Origin of the sequence: Pseudomonas fluorescens (genome assembly GCF_002022275.1) — a bacterium.
Taxonomy (GTDB): Bacteria; Pseudomonadota; Gammaproteobacteria; order Pseudomonadales; family Pseudomonadaceae; genus Aquipseudomonas; species Aquipseudomonas fluorescens_AJ.
Genome location: NZ_MSDF01000009.1, coordinates 62,342 through 80,304, shown reverse-complemented (window position 1 = coordinate 80,304; position 17,963 = coordinate 62,342). Strand labels below are relative to the sequence as shown.

17 protein-coding genes are annotated in these 17,963 nt (G+C 60.3%); 12 read left to right on the top strand and 5 right to left on the bottom strand.

What is annotated here, in order from left to right:
- The first annotated feature begins 135 nt into the window (after window positions 1–135).
- The gene (locus BFW87_RS04635; RefSeq protein WP_078738790.1) at window positions 136–603 is read left to right on the top strand and encodes a PA2169 family four-helix-bundle protein; all 468 of its coding nucleotides are present in this window, start codon (window positions 136–138) and stop codon (window positions 601–603) included.
- Between the two features lie 141 nt (window positions 604–744).
- On the opposite strand, the gene BFW87_RS04630 is transcribed toward BFW87_RS04635, so the two are convergent.
- Together BFW87_RS04630 and BFW87_RS04625 are read right to left on the bottom strand one after the other, a co-directional pair.
- Window positions 745–1,215 (bottom strand): MaoC family dehydratase, encoded by a 471-nt coding sequence (locus BFW87_RS04630; protein WP_034115694.1) that lies wholly within the window; start codon window positions 1,213–1,215, stop codon window positions 745–747.
- Between the two features lie 51 nt (window positions 1,216–1,266).
- The gene (locus BFW87_RS04625; RefSeq protein WP_078738789.1) at window positions 1,267–2,211 is read right to left on the bottom strand and encodes an alpha/beta hydrolase; all 945 of its coding nucleotides are present in this window, start codon (window positions 2,209–2,211) and stop codon (window positions 1,267–1,269) included.
- Between the two features lie 210 nt (window positions 2,212–2,421).
- Between BFW87_RS04625 and fadD2 the strand changes: the two genes are divergently transcribed.
- Both fadD2 and fadD1 read left to right on the top strand, forming a co-directional pair.
- Window positions 2,422–4,110, top strand: coding sequence for a long-chain-fatty-acid--CoA ligase FadD2 (gene fadD2 / locus BFW87_RS04620; RefSeq protein WP_078738788.1), 1,689 nt, complete (start codon window positions 2,422–2,424; stop codon window positions 4,108–4,110).
- Window positions 4,111–4,503: 393 nt separating this feature from the next.
- A complete protein-coding gene (gene fadD1 / locus BFW87_RS04615; protein WP_078738787.1) occupies window positions 4,504–6,195 on the top strand; it encodes a long-chain-fatty-acid--CoA ligase FadD1 in 1,692 nt (563 codons plus the stop codon).
- Window positions 6,196–6,290: 95 nt separating this feature from the next.
- Here fadD1 and BFW87_RS04610 read toward each other — a convergent pair whose 3' ends face one another.
- Window positions 6,291–6,668, bottom strand: coding sequence for a hypothetical protein (locus BFW87_RS04610; protein ID WP_078738786.1), 378 nt, complete (start codon window positions 6,666–6,668; stop codon window positions 6,291–6,293).
- Between the two features lie 200 nt (window positions 6,669–6,868).
- Here BFW87_RS04610 and BFW87_RS04605 point away from each other — a divergent pair, with 200 nt between their 5' ends.
- The 3 genes from BFW87_RS04605 to def all read left to right on the top strand — a co-directional run bounded on the left by BFW87_RS04605 (window position 6,869) and on the right by def (window position 8,729).
- A complete protein-coding gene (locus BFW87_RS04605; protein WP_058414423.1) occupies window positions 6,869–7,054 on the top strand; it encodes a CsbD family protein in 186 nt (61 codons plus the stop codon).
- A gap of 181 nt (window positions 7,055–7,235) precedes the next feature.
- Complete coding sequence (locus BFW87_RS04600; protein WP_078738785.1) at window positions 7,236–8,186, top strand: YihY/virulence factor BrkB family protein; 951 nt, start codon at window positions 7,236–7,238, stop codon at window positions 8,184–8,186.
- Between the two features lie 3 nt (window positions 8,187–8,189).
- Window positions 8,190–8,729: a peptide deformylase gene (def, locus tag BFW87_RS04595; protein ID WP_078738784.1), complete on the top strand. Its 540-nt coding sequence runs from the start codon at window positions 8,190–8,192 to the stop codon at window positions 8,727–8,729.
- Window positions 8,730–8,866: 137 nt separating this feature from the next.
- On the opposite strand, the gene BFW87_RS04590 is transcribed toward def, so the two are convergent.
- Together BFW87_RS04590 and BFW87_RS04585 are read right to left on the bottom strand one after the other, a co-directional pair.
- A complete protein-coding gene (locus BFW87_RS04590) occupies window positions 8,867–9,685 on the bottom strand; it encodes a class I SAM-dependent methyltransferase (protein ID WP_078738830.1) in 819 nt (272 codons plus the stop codon).
- Window positions 9,686–9,757: 72 nt separating this feature from the next.
- Window positions 9,758–10,183: a GNAT family N-acetyltransferase gene (locus tag BFW87_RS04585; protein WP_078738829.1), complete on the bottom strand. Its 426-nt coding sequence runs from the start codon at window positions 10,181–10,183 to the stop codon at window positions 9,758–9,760.
- 302 nt (window positions 10,184–10,485) lie between these two features.
- Between BFW87_RS04585 and BFW87_RS04580 the strand changes: the two genes are divergently transcribed.
- The 6 genes from BFW87_RS04580 to BFW87_RS04555 all read left to right on the top strand — a co-directional run bounded on the left by BFW87_RS04580 (window position 10,486) and on the right by BFW87_RS04555 (window position 17,868).
- The gene (locus tag BFW87_RS04580) at window positions 10,486–11,415 is read left to right on the top strand and encodes a fatty acid desaturase (protein WP_078738783.1); all 930 of its coding nucleotides are present in this window, start codon (window positions 10,486–10,488) and stop codon (window positions 11,413–11,415) included.
- A gap of 9 nt (window positions 11,416–11,424) precedes the next feature.
- Entirely contained in the window at window positions 11,425–12,216 is a 792-nt protein-coding gene (locus BFW87_RS04575) for a phosphate/phosphite/phosphonate ABC transporter substrate-binding protein (RefSeq protein WP_078738782.1), read from the top strand.
- A 163-nt stretch (window positions 12,217–12,379) separates the two neighbouring features.
- Window positions 12,380–12,889 (top strand): sigma-70 family RNA polymerase sigma factor, encoded by a 510-nt coding sequence (locus tag BFW87_RS04570; protein ID WP_078738781.1) that lies wholly within the window; start codon window positions 12,380–12,382, stop codon window positions 12,887–12,889.
- Window positions 12,886–13,824 carry a FecR domain-containing protein gene (locus BFW87_RS04565; protein ID WP_078738780.1) on the top strand — a complete coding sequence of 313 codons (939 nt, stop codon included), beginning with the start codon at window positions 12,886–12,888 and terminating at the stop codon, window positions 13,822–13,824. Before BFW87_RS04570 ends, BFW87_RS04565 begins: the two co-directional genes overlap by 4 nt.
- 241 nt (window positions 13,825–14,065) lie before the next feature.
- Window positions 14,066–16,702 (top strand): TonB-dependent receptor plug domain-containing protein, encoded by a 2,637-nt coding sequence (locus BFW87_RS04560; protein WP_078738779.1) that lies wholly within the window; start codon window positions 14,066–14,068, stop codon window positions 16,700–16,702.
- A 152-nt stretch (window positions 16,703–16,854) separates the two neighbouring features.
- Window positions 16,855–17,868 carry an ABC transporter substrate-binding protein gene (locus BFW87_RS04555; RefSeq protein ID WP_078738778.1) on the top strand — a complete coding sequence of 338 codons (1,014 nt, stop codon included), beginning with the start codon at window positions 16,855–16,857 and terminating at the stop codon, window positions 17,866–17,868.
- The last annotated feature ends 95 nt before the right edge of the window (window positions 17,869–17,963 follow it).

Sequence of the window (17,963 nt, the reverse complement as noted above, 5' to 3'; positions counted from 1 at the left end):
TGCAAATAACGTATATACAGATGGTTCAATATTTCATAAGTTATTGAAATATAAGTAATAAGTTATTTTTCAAAAGCTGGCACGGGCGCTGCAACTACCAATACAAGTTTCTTAACCCGCACAAGGAATTGAAAAATGACTGACATCAACAAAGAATCGATCTCCGTACTCAACGACCTGATCGAAACCAGCAAAGACGGCCAGGAAGGCTTCAAAACCTGTGCTGAAGACATCAAGCACCCAGAGCTCAAAGCCCTGTTCGTGAAGCGCTCCACCGACTGCGCCACCGCCGCTGCTGAACTGCAGACTGCCGTGCGCGCCCTGGGCGGTGATCCGGAAGATTCCGGCAGCGTCAGCGCCGCGCTGCACCGTGGTTGGGTCGACGTGAAGTCGCTGGTCACCGGTAAAGACGAAGAGGCTGTACTGAACGAAGCCGAGCGTGGTGAAGACCACGCACTGAAGGCTTACAAGGAAGCGATCGAGAAGATCAACAAGCACAACCTGCTGGGTATTCGTGACCTGGTTGAGCGTCAGTACCACGGCGTGCAACGCAACCACGACCAGGTGAAAGCCCTGCGTAACCAGGCTCGCGCTCAGTCGTAAGCCCCGCAGTAAGCAAGGCCCAATGTGGGAGCGGGCTTGCTCGCGAAAGCGGTGGATCAGTTAATTATAAGTTGACTGATCCACCGCATTCGCGAGCAAGCCCGCTCCCACATTTGTTTTGCATGGATTTCGAGATTGATATCAGCCAATGCTGATTGGCGGCAATTCCGTCAGAGTCACAACTTGCTGCTTACGCGGCGCCAGAATTTCCGCCTCGCCATCCACCACCAACTCATCGCGCTGGTTGAACACACGGGTGGCAATGCGCACGCGAAACTTCGGCAGCTTCTCCAGAATTTCCAGACGCACGGTCAGGGTATCGCCAATTTTTACCGGCTTCTGAAAGCTCATCTGTTGGCCAATGTAGATAGTGCCCGGCCCAGGCAGCTCGCAGGCAACGGCGGCGCTGATCAGCGCGCCGCTGAACATGCCGTGGGCGATACGCTCCTTGAACATGGTCGCCTTGGCGTATTCGGCATCCAGATGCACCGGGTTGTGGTCGCCGGACATGGCGGCGAACAGCTGAATATCACGCTCTTCGACGGTTTTGCTGAAACTGGCAGTCTGGCCGACTTCGAGGGCTTCGTACGGGGTGTTGGTAACCTGAGTCATCTAAAGGTGCATCCTGTGGCTAATCGGTAATGATCTGATTTAAAACATAAATTATTCACAACGGGCCGGCCTGCGCAATGTCAGCGCCTGATCGAGCCACGTCAGTACATCCGCTGTGACAACGTCGCGGTTGGTTTCGTTGAACACTTCATGACGCGCCTGCGGGTAAATAGTCAGTTGCAGGTTCTGGCAGCCGGCGTCGCGCAGGGCGTGAGCCAGATTTTTGAGACGCTTGCCCTCACTCACCGGATCACATTCGCCACCGATGACCAGAATCGGCAGGCCCGGATCGATCTGGGCGAGATTGGACGCTTTGCTGATTTGCTGCAAGCCGCCCAACAGGTCGATCCACAGCTGGTTGGTGCAGCGAAAGCCACAGAGCGGGTCGTTGATGTAGCGGTCGACTTCAGCCGGGTCGCGGCTGAGCCAGTCGAAGGCGGTGCGGTTGGGCTTGAAGGCTTTGTTGAATGATCCGAACGACAGAAAGTCGATCAGTGCACTGCGCCCGCGCAAGCCCTGGCGCAAACGTTCGATGTGGGCGATCACCCGAGCGGCGCGGTACAGCGCGACCGGCTGGAAATTCGAACCGCTGAGAATCGCCCCGTTCAAGCTGGCGCTGTGGTGCAGCAGATACGCTTGGGCGATATAACTGCCCATGCTGTGGCCCAGGAGAAAGATCGGCAGCCCGGGCGTTTGATGCGCAATGTGCTGGTTAAGGCTGGCCAGGTCGCCCACCACTTTGTTCCAGCCATCCTTTTCGGCATACAGCCCCAAGGTACCTTCGTCGGCGGTGCGGCCATGACCGCGCTGGTCCAGCGCATACAAGCCGAAACCTGCGCCACACAGCGCTTCGGCCAGGCGCCCGTAGCGGCCACTGTGCTCGGCCATGCCGTGGGACAGCATGATCATCGCCCTGGCCGGGCCTTCCGGCAGCCATTGATTGACGTACAGGCGGCTTCGGTCATTCGCGGTCAGCCAGAAGGTGCTGTGGTTCATGGCGCTTCCTTTGCTCGGGGTCGATGCAGTGTATAGCTCATCCGTCAGGGGCTGGGGTATCTGCCTACACGTTAGGAGCAAGATTCATACAATAAATGACACAGTTCGGTGTATTTGCCTGTTTGGTGATAGCTGCTAACGTCCCCAAAGCTCCGCTTTTAATCGCTTCAGAAAAGCGGCCGGACACACTCAGGTAAGAGGACAAGAATAATGCAACCTGATTTCTGGAATGACAAACGCGCGGCGGGCGTTCCCAGTGACATCGACCTGAGCACCTACAAGTCGGTGATCGAAGTTTTCGAGCGTTCCTGCAAGGCCTTTGCCGATCGTCCGGCGTTCAGCAACATGGGCATCACCCTGACGTACGCCGAGCTTGAGCGCCAAAGTGCGGCGTTCGCCGGTTACCTGCAAAACCACACGGACCTCAAGCCGGGCGAGCGTATCGCGGTACAGCTGCCCAACGTGCTGCATTACCCGATTGCCGTGTTCGGCGCGCTGCGCGCCGGGCTGATTGTGGTCAACAGCAACCCGCTGTACACCCCGCGCGAGATGCGTCACCAGTTCAAGGACGCCGGCGTGCGTGCGCTGGTCTACCTCAACCTGTTCGGTTCGCGGGTGCAGGAGGTGTGCGCCGACACCGAAATCGACTACCTGATCGAAGCCAAAATGGGCGACTTCATGCCCGCCGCCAAAGGCTGGCTGATCAATACGGTGGTCGACAAGGTCAAGAAAATGGTCCCGGCCTACAGCCTGCCACGCGCCTTGTCGTTCAAACGCGCCTTGCGCATGGGCGCAGGGCTGGGCGTGACCCGCCATCCGGTGACGCTGGACGACATTGCCGTGCTGCAATACACCGGCGGCACCACCGGCCTGGCCAAAGGCGCGATGCTCACCCACGGCAACCTCGTGGCGAATATGCAGCAAGCGCGGGCGTGCATGTCCCAGGTTGCCGACGACGGCCAGCCGCTGATGAAGGAAGGGCAGGAGGTGATGATTGCGCCGCTGCCGCTGTACCACATCTATGCATTCACGGCGAACTGCATGTGCATGATGGTGACCGGCAACCACAACGTGCTGATCACCAACCCGCGGGACATCGGCGGGTTTATCAAGGAACTGAAAAAGTGGCGGTTCTCCGGCCTGCTCGGGCTGAACACGCTGTTTGTGGCGCTGATGGACCATCCAGAGTTCAAGACCCTGGATTTCTCCCACCTCAAGATCACCAACTCCGGCGGCACCGCGCTGGTAAAGGCCACCGCTGAACGCTGGAAGGCGCTCACCGGGTGTTCCATCGGTGAAGGCTACGGCCTGACGGAGACTTCACCGGTGGCGAGTACCAACCCCTACGGCAGTAAATCGCGCCTGGGCACGGTGGGCATTCCGGTGCCAGGCACCGCGATGAAGGTCATCGACGACGAGGGCCGTGAGTTGCCTTTGGGTGAACGCGGTGAGCTGTGCATCAAGGGCCCGCAAGTCATGAAAGGCTACTGGCAGCAGCCGGTCGCCACTGCCGAGGCCCTGGACGCCGAGGGCTGGCTCAAGACCGGCGACATCGCGGTGATCGACACCGATGGCTTCGTGAGCATCGTCGACCGCAAGAAAGACCTGATCATCGTCTCGGGTTTCAACGTGTACCCCAACGAGATCGAAGACGTGGTGATGGCGCATCCGGCCGTGGCCAACTGCGCCGTGATCGGCGTGCCGGATGATCGCACCGGGGAGGCGGTGAAGCTGTTTGTGGTGGCGCGGGCCCAGGGCGTGAGCCTTGAGGAGTTGAAGACGTACTGCAAGACCAACTTCACCGGGTACAAGGTGCCCAAGCATATTGTGTTGCGCGACTCGTTGCCGATGACGCCGGTGGGCAAGATTTTGCGCAGGGAGCTGCGCGACATCGCCTGACATGAAACGCCGTTAAAAATGTGGGAGCTGGCTTGCCTGCGATAGCGATCTTTCAGTCACCGGATGTATCGACTGAGGGGCCGCTATCGCAGGCAAGCCAGCTCCCACATTGTTATCTGTTGTCCTGAAAAGCCTATTCCAGAGCCTTTTACTTGGATAATTCAGCGCTATTTCAAGTGTGACCAAATATTGTAGGACAGTCATGTTTATGACTGTAGGGCCTTCTTTTGGCTCTAGTCGGCCCTTGGCAAAGCTGCTACTCTCGGCGCGCTTTGTGACGTCTCGGCCTGCTTTAAAGCGCCAGATTCACCCTAAAAAAACATACACCAATAATAATCGCATCAAATGCGATGATGAATTCGCGTCGCTGACGTCGCTGAGGAGTGGGCTTCCATGAACGAAGACTTTTGGAAGGATAAGTACCCCGCCGGGATTGCTGCAGACATCAATCCAGACGAGTATCCAAATATTCAGGCGGTACTGAAGCAGTCCTGCCAGCGCTTCGCCAACAAACCGGCTTTCAGCAACCTGGGCAAGACACTCACTTACGGTGAGTTGTACGAATTGTCCGGCGCCTTCGCCGCGTACCTGCAACAGCACACCGACTTGCAGCCTGGCGATCGAATCGCCGTGCAACTGCCCAACGTCCTGCAATACCCGGTCGCGGTATTCGGCGCCATTCGCGCCGGCCTGATCGTGGTCAACACCAACCCGCTGTATACCGCGCGGGAAATGGAACACCAATTCAACGACTCCGGTGCCAAAGCCCTGGTCTGCCTGGCCAACATGGCGCACCTGGCGGAAAAGGTCGTGCCCAAGACCTCCGTCAAGCACGTGATCGTCACCGAAGTCGCCGACCTGTTGCCGCCGCTCAAGCGCCTGCTGATCAACAGCGTCATCAAGTACGTAAAGAAAATGGTCCCGGCGTACCACTTGCCCAAGGCGATCAAGTTCAACGACGTGCTCGCCAAAGGTCACGGCCAACCGGTCAACGACGCCAGCCCTGCGAGCGGCGATGTGGCCGTGCTGCAATACACCGGCGGTACCACGGGCGTGGCCAAGGGCGCGATGCTCACCCACCGCAACCTTGTCGCCAACATGCTGCAGTGCAAGGCATTGATGGGCTCCAACCTCAATGAAGGCTGCGAGATCCTGATCACGCCCCTGCCGCTGTATCACATCTATGCGTTCACCTTTCATTGCATGGCGATGATGCTGATCGGCAACCACAACATCCTGATCAGCAACCCGCGCGACTTGCCGGCGATGGTCAAGGAACTGTCGAAGTGGAAGTTCAGCGGTTTTGTCGGTCTGAACACCCTGTTCGTGGCGCTGTGCAACAACGAAGGCTTCCGCAAGCTGGATTTCTCCGCGCTGAAAGTCACCCTCTCCGGCGGCATGGCCCTGCAACTGGCGGCCGCCGAGCGTTGGAAAGACGTGACCGGCTGTGGCATCTGCGAAGGCTACGGCATGACCGAAACCAGCCCGGTAGCCACGGTCAACCCGATCCAGTACACCCAGATCGGCACCATCGGCATTCCGGTGCCCTCGACCCTGTGCAAAGTCATCGCCGACGACGGCACTGAACTGCCATTGGGCGAAATCGGCGAGCTGTGCATCAAGGGCCCGCAAGTGATGAAGGGCTACTGGCAGCGCGAAGACGCCACCGCCGAGATCCTCGACAGCGAAGGCTGGCTGAAGACCGGTGACATCGCGATCATCCAGCAAGATGGCTACATGCGTATCGTCGACCGCAAGAAAGACATGATTCTGGTCTCCGGTTTCAACGTCTACCCCAACGAGCTCGAAGACGTGCTGGCGACCCTGCCGGGCGTGCTGCAATGCGCGGCCATCGGCGTGCCGGACGATAAGTCCGGGGAACACATCAAGATCTTCATCGTGGTCAAGCCAGGGGCTACCCTGACCAAGGACCAGGTGATGGAACACATGCGCGCCAACGTCACCGGCTACAAGGTGCCCAAGGCCGTGGAGTTCCGCGATGCCTTGCCGACCACCAACGTGGGCAAGATCCTGCGGCGTGAGTTGCGGGATGAAGAGCTGAAGAAGCTCGGTCTTAAAAAGTAACCCCATAAAAAACCCCGCGGATGCGGGGTTTTTTATGGGCTGGATTGGAATGCAATCCAGTGTGGGAGCCAGCTCCCACAGGTTTAACCGAGTTGTTACAGGGCAAACTGCGCGAAGCTGACGCCAGCACCCGCCGGGCGTACATCCTTCAAGAACGAATCCTTGTCCGCACTCAGCTCCAGGGTGATCTCCGGGCTGCGCTTGCCTGCATTACGCACCACCAAGCCTTCCAGCTTTTCACGCAGGTACGCCGTCGGCACTTTCAGGTGCAGCAGCTGGTCGGTTTCGGCGTTGTGCATCAACAAGTGAATCCACTCGTACTGGCCCACGGAAATACGGCCCACCGGCAGGTCGAACCACCAAATGTTGCGTTTGCGGTCCAGGTCGGTGAAATGGCAGTTGTTCATGCCGAGGACGGCACCGCCCAGTTCCAGGTTTCTGCGGGCGATGGCCTGTGCTTTATTGAGTTTCATAACCTTCCTACGGGATCTGTTATTCAGCGTTATAGCCTGAATGTGCCGCGCATTCTCGTGGGTTGGCCACAAAACATAAAGCCAAACCTGCGCCTGGCGATGAAATGCGCGCTGAAAATAATTGAAACTCTGCGCAAATGCCCTGGGTCAATCTCTACGTAATGACCAAAAACCTTTGATTGTTCTTTCGGAGAAATACCATGAGCAGCACATCAGACAAGGCAAAAGGCTTGGCAAACGAAGCTGTCGGCAACATCAAGCAAGGTGTCGGCAAAGTCACTGGCAATGACAAACTGCGCGCAGAAGGCGTGGTTCAAGAAAAGAAAGGCGAAGTGCAGAAAGCGGTTGGCGATACCAAAGATGCGGTAAAGAAAGCCACCAAGTAAGCCGGGTTCGCTGGCTGGTTTCAGCAGCCAAACGGCCATCCACGGATGGCCGTTTTTATGTCGCACGCTGCAACTAAAACCCTGTAATTGTTTCAAAGTCGCCAAGTAGGCTACTTTTGATGTAGAAAACGCCCCCTGAGTCGCCCACGACCTCATCCTCTTTGCGGCGAAAGGAGACGCTATGATTTTTCCGGTTCTAGACGGCCTCAAGCTACACAAAGTGCTGATACGCACCATCAAGGAATTCGTCGATGACGAAATGCCTACCTATGCCTCGGCATTGGCTTACCAGATGCTGTTCTCGTTGTTTCCCTTCCTGCTGTTCCTCATTGCCCTGATCGGTTTTCTGCACCTTCCGGACTTCTTCACCTGGCTGCGCATGCAGTCTGAACTGGTGTTGCCGCCCCAGGCGCTGGAGCAGGTCAACCCGGTGATCGACCAGTTGCAGCAATCCAAGGGTGGCTTGCTCTCTGTGGGTATCGTGATCGCTCTGTGGACCGCCTCCGCTGGCGTGCGCCTGATGATGAGCGCGATGAACGCCGCTTACGACGTGGTTGAGGGCCGGCCGATCTGGAAGCGTTTCCCGCTGTCGATTTTCTACACCGTCGGCATCGCCGGCATGCTGCTGGCTGCCGCTGCGCTGATGGTGCTCGGCCCGCAGGTGATGGAGTGGCTCGCCGGGCAGATCGGCATGCAGGAATTCGTGGTCACCTTGTGGACCATCCTGCGTTGGCCTCTGATCGTGATTTTGCTGATGTTCGCCGTGGCCTTGATGTACTACGTGATGCCCGACGTCGAGCAGAAGTTTCGCTTCATCACGCCGGGCTCGGTACTGGCCGTGGTGGTGTGGATTGTTGCTTCCCTCGGTTTTGGTTACTACGTCAAAACCTTCGCCGATTACAACGCCATGTATGGCAGTATCGGTGCGATCATCGTCCTGCTCCTGTACTTCTATATTTCCGCCGCCGTGTTGCTGTTGGGCGCGGAGATGAACGCCGTGATTGAGCATATGTCGGCTGAAGGCAAAGACCCGGGTGAAAAGGAGTTTGATGAGCACACTCACACGGATGAAAAACAGCATGTCTCAGGCCTTGGCCGGGACCACTCCAAGCCCACCACTGACGAAGTCTGATCGATGATCCGTGAAATCCTGAAAATGGGCGACGAGCGCCTGCTGCGTATTGCACCGCCGGTTCCGCCGGAAATGTTCGACAGCCCCGAGCTGTGGCAATTGATTGATGACATGTTCCAGACCATGGAACACGTAGGCGGCGTGGGCCTGGCCGCACCGCAGATTGGCGTTGACCTGCAACTGGTGATCTTTGGTTTCGAGGCCAGTGAGCGTTACCCGGACGCGCCGCCGGTGCCGCAGACCATTCTGATCAACCCGCTGATCACACCGCTCAGCCCCGTGCTGGAAGAGGGCTATGAAGGCTGCCTGTCCGTGCCCGGCCTGCGTGGCGCGGTAAACCGATATCAGCAGATTCGCTATGAAGGGTTTGATCCGAAAGGCGAGCCTATCGTGCGCATTGCCGACGGGTTTCATGCGCGCGTGGTGCAGCATGAATGCGATCACTTGATCGGCCGGTTGTACCCGTCGCGGATTACCGACTTCACCAAGTTCGGGTTTATCGAAGTGATGTTTCCGGACATGGATCCAACAGCTGACGACTGACCCCCCTGACACACCAAAAAACCAAACTGTGGGAGCTGGCTTGCCTGCGATAGCGGTGTAACAGTCACAGTGATGTTGACTGGCTCACCGCCATCGCAGGCAAGCCAGCTCCCACATTGGTTTTATGTTGAGTCTGGTTATTTGGCAGGTTTGATAAACCGCAACGTCATCCGGTCCGACTCCCCAATTGCCACATACTTCGCCTTATCCTGCTCGCCCAGCCTCAACGACGGCGGTAACGTCCATACCCCGCCCGGATAATCCTTGGTGTCCTTCGGATTCGCATTCACCTCACTCTCCCCCGCCAGCTTGAACCCGGCATCCGTCGCCAGCTTCACCACCTGCGCGGTGGTCAGGTAACCGCTGTCTTTGATCGCTTGCAGATCCGCGCCGTCCCTGGCCCGGTGATCCTCCACACCCAGCACGCCACCCGGTTTCAACACCGTGTAAAACGCACTGAACGTGGCGGGTGCGGTGCCGGCGTCCACCCAGTTATGCACATTGCGGAAGGTCAGCACGGTGTCTGCCGACGCCGGTTTGCCGAACACCGGCGCCTTGGGGTCAAACTCGACCACTTCGGCCTTGCCATAGCGTGCGGGGTCAGCGGCGAATTTCTTTTTCAGGTTCTGTTCGGACGTCGCGGCATAAGCGCCGCTGCTGGCGGCCTGCACGGCGGCAATGTAGTGCCCGTGATCCTTGAGCAGCGGCGCCAGCACTTCGCTGTACCAACCGCCGCCGGGGGTGATTTCGATTACACGCTGTTTGGCGCTCAAGCCAAAGAACTCCAGGGTTTGCTGCGGGTGACGATAGCCGTCACGTGCGCTGTTGGCCGGGTCGCGCCAACTGCCGGCGAGCACGCTGGCGTATTGCTGGGCGGTAATCGGGGCGTCGGCTGCCTGGCTGAAGGCCGGGACGAGGAGGGCGGTCAAGGACAGAGCTGCAAGGGTCGCTTTCATGATCATCCGAAAAATGGGCCACTGTGCTGTCGAGGCTAGCATGGGCCCTGCAGAGCTCGACCACACATTATCTTAGGTTGACCTCACCAATGGTTCTAAGCCCATGGCGATCATCGGCTTGTTGCGTTTATAGCGCACCAGCCGCTCACTCAATGACTGGGGCAGCACCGTGTCTTGCGTAAACCCCATGCGCTGATACAACTCCTCCAGGTCGGGATGACACAACAACCACACCGTGCCCTCACACGCGGCCACCGCCTGAAGAATCAAGCGCGCCGCCAACCCCTGGCCGCGATACGCCGGGGCCACAAACACCCCGGTCAGCCACTGGCCGCCGACCACCGGCGTCAGGCACAGCCCGGCGACAATTTCGCCCTCGCGCGCCACCCACAAACGTCCGCCCTTGAGCGCCTTCATCGACGAATCATGGCTGCGATAAAACTTGTTCAGCAGCGGCCACAGCGGCTCTGCCAGCACATCAATGTTCAGCTCGGGCATGGTGTTCAGCAAACGTAATCAAGGGCCCGGGATTATAAGCGCCTTCTGGCGCGCAATAGGTGGTATACCCAGTGCTACATCCCCTGTTGAGTGGAGCATGCATCATGGCCAAAGGTATGGATTCAAAGAAAGCCGCGAAGAAAAAACCGGCAAAGACCGCCGTTGAAAAACGCGCTGACAAGAAAACCAAAAAATCCGAGAGCGGCCTGTTCGGTCACTGAGTTACAAGCTTAGAACCAAATGATCTGCAAGATTTTCCGGCCTCACTGCACAGAGCAGGAAACACCTGCTCTGAGCGGCCGATGGCTAATTACCTTGATCCGACCCAACGCCGGGAAATCGAAGCCCTGGCCCATAGCTTTATTGCCCGCACCGAATGGCCGACCTGGCTGCTGTTGGTCGGCGTGTATGGCGGCTGGTTTGCCGTGATCCTCGGCAGCCACTGGCTGGGCCTGTGGTTCAGCACGCTGTTGCTGATCCCGCTGGTGACGCTGTGGCTGTCGGTGCAGCACGAATTGCTCCACGGCCATCCCACGCGCTCCCTGCTGCTCAACAAGCTGCTCGGCTACGCCCCGTTTGCCGTGTGGTACCCCTACACCCTGTACCGCGACAGCCACTTGCTGCACCACAACGACGAAGACCTCACCCTGCCGGGCATCGACCCGGAAAGCCGTTACCTGACCCAGCGCCAGTGGAACAACAGCTCGCTGTTCGAACGCGGCGTGCACTGGCTGACCAAAACCGTGCTCGGCCGTTTTCTGCTGTCGGGCCCCCTGGCGATTGGCCGACTGGCGCGCAATGAATGCCGACGCCTGCCCCAGGTATGGCCGATGTGGCTGGCCCACGGTGTCGTGACAATCCTGATGCTGAGTTTTATCGCCCATTACAGCGCGCTGCCGGTGTGGCATTACTTGCTGCTGGTCACGGTGCCGGCCTTGTCCCTGGCGTCCATCCGTTCCTACTATGAACACCGCCCGCACCTGCAGCCGGAACAGCGCACGGTACTCAACGAGGCGGCCTGGCCGTGGACCTGGCTGTTCCTCAACAACAACCTGCACCTGGTGCACCACGATTTGCCGAAATTGCCCTGGTACTTGCTGCCTGCGGTTTACCACGCGCGCCGCGAACAGTGGGTGGCGCGCAGCGGTGGTTTTCTGGTGCAGGGCTATGGCGAGCTGATCAGCCGCCATGGCCTCAAAGCCATCGACAGCCCCCGGCACCCTTTTGCGTGAGAGACGACCATGAGTGACCACTACGCCGAGCTGCTGATGTACGTCGCGCCCGAGCCCATCCAGCAGGCCAACCAGCTGTGGCTCACGCGCATCTTCGAGCGCCTGAACCTCAGCCGTCGTAACGCGGACCACCTTGATCTGCACGGCCTGTGGCTGGCCCCCGAATTGCTCGTCACGCAAACCTGCGGCTACCCGCTGATGACCCAGTTGCGCGGCCAGGTCCGTGTCATCGGCCGCCCGCGCTACGAATTGGCCCACGGCAGCGGCGGCGAACATTGCAGCCTGCTGCTGACCCGCGATGACAACCCGCAGAGCGCCCTGGCGGATTTCTACAACAGCCGCGGCGTTATCAATGGTCACGACTCCAACAGCGGCATGAACCTGCTGCGCGAACGTCTTGCCCCCTTGCAGCGCGACGGACGATTTTTTACCAGTGTCGGCATCAGCGGTGCGCACCGCGAAAGCCTGCGCTGGCTGCGCGAAGACCGCGCCGACCTCGCCGCCATCGACAGCGTCACTTTCGACTACCTAGCGCGGTTTGCCCCGCAGGAAGTGGCGGGGCTGCGTGTGGTTACCCGCAGCGCGCCGAGCCCGACGTTGCCCTACATCGGGCCGCTGAGTTTGAGTGATGAACACGCCGCACGGATCCGTGAGGCAATGAACCTGGCATTGCAGGACTTGCCGCAGGTCGCCGACACGCTGGGTATCCAGGAAGTACTGCCCGCCAGCGCAGATGACTACGAGGTGTTGTTGAGCTACCAGAGATACGCCGCCGACTTGGGCTACTCGAAACTCCACTGATCGTTCCCACGCTCCGCGTGGGAATGCCTCCCGTGACGCTCCGTGTCACGCTTTAGGTTATATAAAAATACCTTTTAAATATTATTAAAGAATAAGCAGCCTTGCTAGGATCGCTCCACCGGAACACCGGACATAACGCGCAACCTACTCAGATGGAGCCACTATGTCCGGCGCCGACACTTCTCACAGCGATTACGTGGGCGGATTGTTCCGCAGTCATTACGATTGGCTGTGCAGCCGTTTGCACCGCCATCTCGATTCCCGTGCGCACGCCGAAGACATCGCCGCCGACACCTTTGTCCAGCTGCTGAGTTCGCCCGGTGTGGCGCCGATCCGCCAGCCCCGCGCTTTGCTCACCACGATTGCCCAGCGCCTGATGTACCAGCTGTGGCGCCGCCGTGACCTGGAGCGGGCCTACCTCGACGCCCTCGACAGCGATGAGATGTCCACCGCGCCATCCCCCGAAGACCTGGCGCAAATGCTCGAAGCCCTGCACGCCATCGACGCGCTGCTCGACGGCTTGCCGGCCAAGGTCAAGGCGACCTTTTTACTCTCCCAGCTCAATGGCCTGACCTACCCGGAAATCGCCGCCGAGTTGGGCATCTCCCAGCGCTCGGTCAGCGACTACATGGCCCGTGCCCTCAACCGTTGCCTGCGGCTGTGCCTGGAATGAACGACGACTTGATCGACAGCGCCACGCGCTGGTACGTGTTGCTGCGCTCCGGCCAGGCCACGGCGGCGGATTGGCAGCGTTACCACCAATGGCGGGCGTCCGACCCAAGGCACGATGCGCTGTGCCAGCAACTGGAAACCCGTCTTGGCGTGTTTCAGATTCCTCAGGCGCAGGGCGTGAGCGGCAAGGTGCTGCAGCAGGCGCTGGAGGCGCCTTCAAGCCGCCGCCGTGTGTTGCAGATCGCTTTGGCGGGCGCAGGCGTGGCCATCAGCGCAGCGTTTCTGGCCAAACCCATGGGGTTGTCTGAACTGACGGCGGACATCCGCACCGGCACCGGTGAGCGCCGCGCCGTCACGCTGGCGGATGGCAGCGAGTTACTGCTCAACGCGCAAAGCGCGGCCGATATCCAGTTCAGCCCGCAACAGCGCCTGGTGCGCCTGCGCGAAGGCGAGTTGCTGGCAAAGGTTGCGAGCGACCGCAGCCGCCCGTTTCTGATCCAGACCGACCACGCGCGCCTGCGCGCCTACGGCAACCGCTTCCTGGTGCGCGAGCGCGAAGGGCAGGGCCAGGTCGTGGCGCTCAATGGCGCGGTGGACATCGACGACCAGCGTGGCGAACGCCTGCAACTCGCCGCCGGCCACGAAGTGCATTACGACCGCTCGGGCTTTGGCCAGGTGGAGGCCAGCTCCTCCGGTGCCACCGCGTGGATCGACGGTTTCCTGCAGGTACGCGACCGCCCGCTGGCCGAAGTCATCGAGGCGCTGCGGCCCTATCACAATGGCGTGCTGCGCCTGGAGCCGGGCGTCGCCGGGCTGCGTGTCAGTGGCCTGTACCGCCTCGACAACCCCGAACAAATCCTCGACACCCTGGCGCGCACCTTGCCGATCCACATTACGCGCCGTACCGGCCTGTGGGTGACCGTCAGTGCCGCCTGACCTGATGACTTGGCCCCTGTGGGAGCTGGCTTGCCTGCGATGCAGACAACTCGGTGCAACAGGTACACCGCGGGGATGCCATCGCAGGCAAGCCAGCTCCCACAGGGATTGGGCTAGCAGTCCAAGCGTGGGTTCTAAGGACATAACCAAACGTTCTGCAAGTTTTCCCCCGGCCATCCCACATCACTCCCGTAAGCGCTGCGGGGAGCAGCGTTCAGGCGTTTCCTTGGGGGGAGCCAATGTGAGTCAGTTCAACCGTGTGCCGCTTCGAACCTTTGCTCTGGTGCCGTTGGCCAGCCTGTTTTTCTCGTTTGCCGCCAGCGCCGAAGACGCGCGTCAGGTCTATCACATCGCACCGGGCCCGCTGGATGAAGTGCTGCTGAACATCAGCCGTCAGAGCGGCCAGGTGATTTCCTTCACGCCGCAACTGGGCAATTACTCGTCGGCCACGGTGGATGGCTCGCTGTCGGCGCACCAGGCCGTGGACGCCGCGCTCAAGGGCACCGGCCTGCAAGTGCAGGTGAGCCCGGACGGCGCGTTCATCATCAAGGAGGGCGCGAGCAAAACCGCGACCAGCGACGTAAAAGCTCAAACCAGCGCCGCCCAGGCGCCGACCCTTGACCGTGTGGTCGCCATCGGCACCCGTCGCAGCAACGCCACCGCCCTGACCAGCAGCGCGCCGGTGGACGTGATCAACGCCGACGAACTCAAGCAAACCGGCGCGACGAGCCTCAACCAGGCGTTATTCCAGCTGCTGCCGTCGTTCAACTTTCCGCAGAACAACAGCGCCACCCGCGGCCAGGACCCGAAAGGCGCGTCGCTGCGTGGACTGTCGCCTGACCAGACCCTGGTGCTGATCAACGGCAAGCGCCGTCACACCTCCGCAGTGGTGAATATCTCCGGTGGCGTGCCGTTCATTGGCGCCCAGCCGGTGGACCTGGACATGATCCCCATCAGCGCCATCGACCACGTCGAAGTGCTGCGCGACGGTGCTTCGGCGCAGTACGGTTCCGACGCGGTGGCCGGGGTGGTCAATATCGTGCTCAAGGAGCGTGACAGCGGCGGCGGCATCAACACCCAACTGGGCAAATACGCCCAGGGCGATGGGTTCAGCAAAACCACCGATGGCTGGTACGGCATCGGCCTGCCGGGCGATGGCTTCCTGACCCTGAGCTTCAACACGCTGAACAACAAGCCTGACGACATTGGCGACAAATACGTCGCCGACGGCCAGGTGCAAGACCCGCGCTGGGGCGGTGCCGGGCGTGACAAATACAACCTGGCCGCCAACGCCGAGATCGGCCTCAACGACAAGTGGCGCCTGTACAGTTTCGCCACGTTTGGCCAAGACACCTCGGTCAACAACACGCCGCCGTTGCTGGCGAGCAGCCCGAACAACGTCGCCTCGATCTACCCCGGCGGCACCATTCCGAAATACCGCTACCGCTACGAAGACGGCGCCGTCACCGTGGGCACCCGCTATGAAGACGAGTCCATCGGCCGCTTCGACCTCAGCGCCACCTATGGCCGCGACGAGCACGACGAGTTGGCCTTCAACACCGTCAACCCGAGCTACGGCGCCAACAGCCCGACCAAATTCAACGTCGCCACGCTGGTCAACGACCAGACCAACATCACCCTCGATTACGCCAAGGACCTGGACGTGAACTGGTCCAGCCACCCGCTGACCGTGTCGGGTGGCGTGGCTTACCGGCATGAGCAATACCGCCTGGAAGCGGGCGACTATGACTCGTATTCCTTCGGCGGGATCGATGGCGTGCAAGTCGGTGCGGTGCAGGCTTCCGGCCTGACCCCGGAGGATGCCGGCACCTTCAAGCGGGACGTGGGCGGCGTGTACTTCGGTCTGGAAAACCAGGTCACCGACAAACTGCAAGTCGGCGTCGCCGGGCGCACCGAGCACTATTCGGACTTCGGCTCGGCCACCACCGGCAAGCTCTCGGCGCGTTATGACTTCACGCCACAAGTGGGCCTGCGCGGCACCATCAACAACGCCTACCACGCCCCAAGCCTGGGCCAGATCGGCACCTCGTGGACTACCACCACCAACCTCGACGCCAACGGCAACCCGGTGCTGACGCGCATGCTGCCCGCCGACAACCCGGCGGCCCGTGCCCTCGGCGCGCAACCGCTCAAGCCGGAAAAATCCACCAACTACTCGCTGGGCCTGGTGCTGCGCCCGGTTGAAAACGCCTCGCTGACCATCGACGCCTACCAGATCTCGATCCGCGATCGGCTGCTGTTCAGCGGTGGTATTTCCGGGCCCTTGGCTGAACAGATCCTCACTAACGCGGGCTACGGGCAGTACTCCTGGGCGCAGTTCATGACCAACGCCGCCGACACCCGTACCCGTGGCGTCGACATCGTCGGCAAGTACAACCTGGACCTCGCACAGTTCGGTGACCTGGCGCTGTCGGCCGGCTACACCAAGGCGCGCACCACCATTGAGAAAATCCACGAAAACCCTAACGGTTTTGAAGTGCTGACCCGCGAAGCTCGTGGCTTTATCGAACACGGCTACCCCGAGGACAAACTGGTGTTCGGCGCGGTGCACAAGCTCAACCAATGGACCATCGCCCTCAACGAAACCCGCTACGGCAAGTACCGCAAATACGCGGCCGCCGAGTCCAACGCCGAGTACGACCAGACCTTCAGCGCGCAATGGACCACCGACCTGGACGTGAACTACGCGTTCACCAAGCAACTGCGCGTGTCGGTGGGCGTGAACAACCTGTTCGACAGCAAGCCCGACGACTTCAACAGCCGCCTGCGCCAGACGCCGGGGCAGCAATACAGCTACCTGTCACCGACCGCGCCGGAAGGGGCGTTCTACTACACGCGGCTCAGTTATGACTTTTAACAAAACCTGAAGAGCACACCGATCCAGTGTGGGAGCTGGCTTGCCTGCGATAGCGATGTTGAAGCCACCGCCGCCATCGCAGGCAAGCCAGCTCCCACATTGACCGTGCCCACTTTGAATGTGTTGTGAATCGAATCTCCAAGAGGCTACTCATGAGAACACTAAAAAACCTGCTCGGTGGTTCGCTGCTGGCACTCGCCGCCCTGACCCAACAAACCCATGCTGCCGAAGCGGTCAAACCGATCCACTTCGGCGACATCACCTGGGAAAGCGGCAGCCTGATCACTGAAGTGCTGCGCCTGATCGTCGAGAAAGGCTACGGCCTGCCCACCGACACCTTGCCCGGCAGCACCGTGAGCCTGGAAGCCGCCCTGGCCAAAGACGACATCCAGGTCATCGGCGAGGAGTGGGCCGGGCGCAGTCCGGCGTGGGTCAAGGCCGAAAGCGAAGGCAAGGTCTTCGGCTTGGGCGACACCGTCAAAGGCGCGACCGAAGGCTGGTGGGTGCCGGAATACGTGATCAAGGGCGATGCCGAGCGCGGCATCAAACCGTTGGCGCCGGAGCTGAAATCGGTGGCTGATCTGGCGCGCTACAAAGATGTGTTCCGCGACCCTGAAGACCCAAGCAAAGGCCGCTTCCTCAACAGCCCTACCGGCTGGACCTCGGAAATCGTCAACAGCCAGAAACTCAAGGCCTATGGCCTGACCGACACCTTCGTCAACTTCCGCACCGGCTCCGGCGCGGCGCTGGACGCCGAAGTGGCGTCGTCGATCCGACGCGGCAAACCGGTGCTGTTCTACTACTGGTCGCCAACCCCGCTGCTCGGTCGCTTCAAACTGGTCAAGCTGGAAGAGCCGCCGTTCAACGCCGACGCCTGGAAAACCCTGGCCGATGCCAACAACCCGCACCCCATCGGCACTCGTTCGCTGGCGGCGCACCTGGCGATTGGCGTGTCGGCGCCGTTCAAGGCGCAGTACCCGCAACTGGTGAGCTTCTTTGAAAAAGTCGACCTGCCGATCGACCTGCTCAATACCACCCTCGCGCAAATGGCCGAGAAACGTGAGCAGCCGCGTCAGGTCGCGCTGGCGTTCCTCAAAGAACAACCGCAAGTCTGGCAGCAATGGGTGCCGGCGGATGTAGCGGCCAAGGTCAAGGCAGGCTTGTAACCGATCGTTCCCTCGCTCCGCGTGGGAATGCCGCCAGGGACGCTCTGCGTCCCGCTTTAACAACGTGACGCGGAGCGTCACAGGATGCGTTCCCA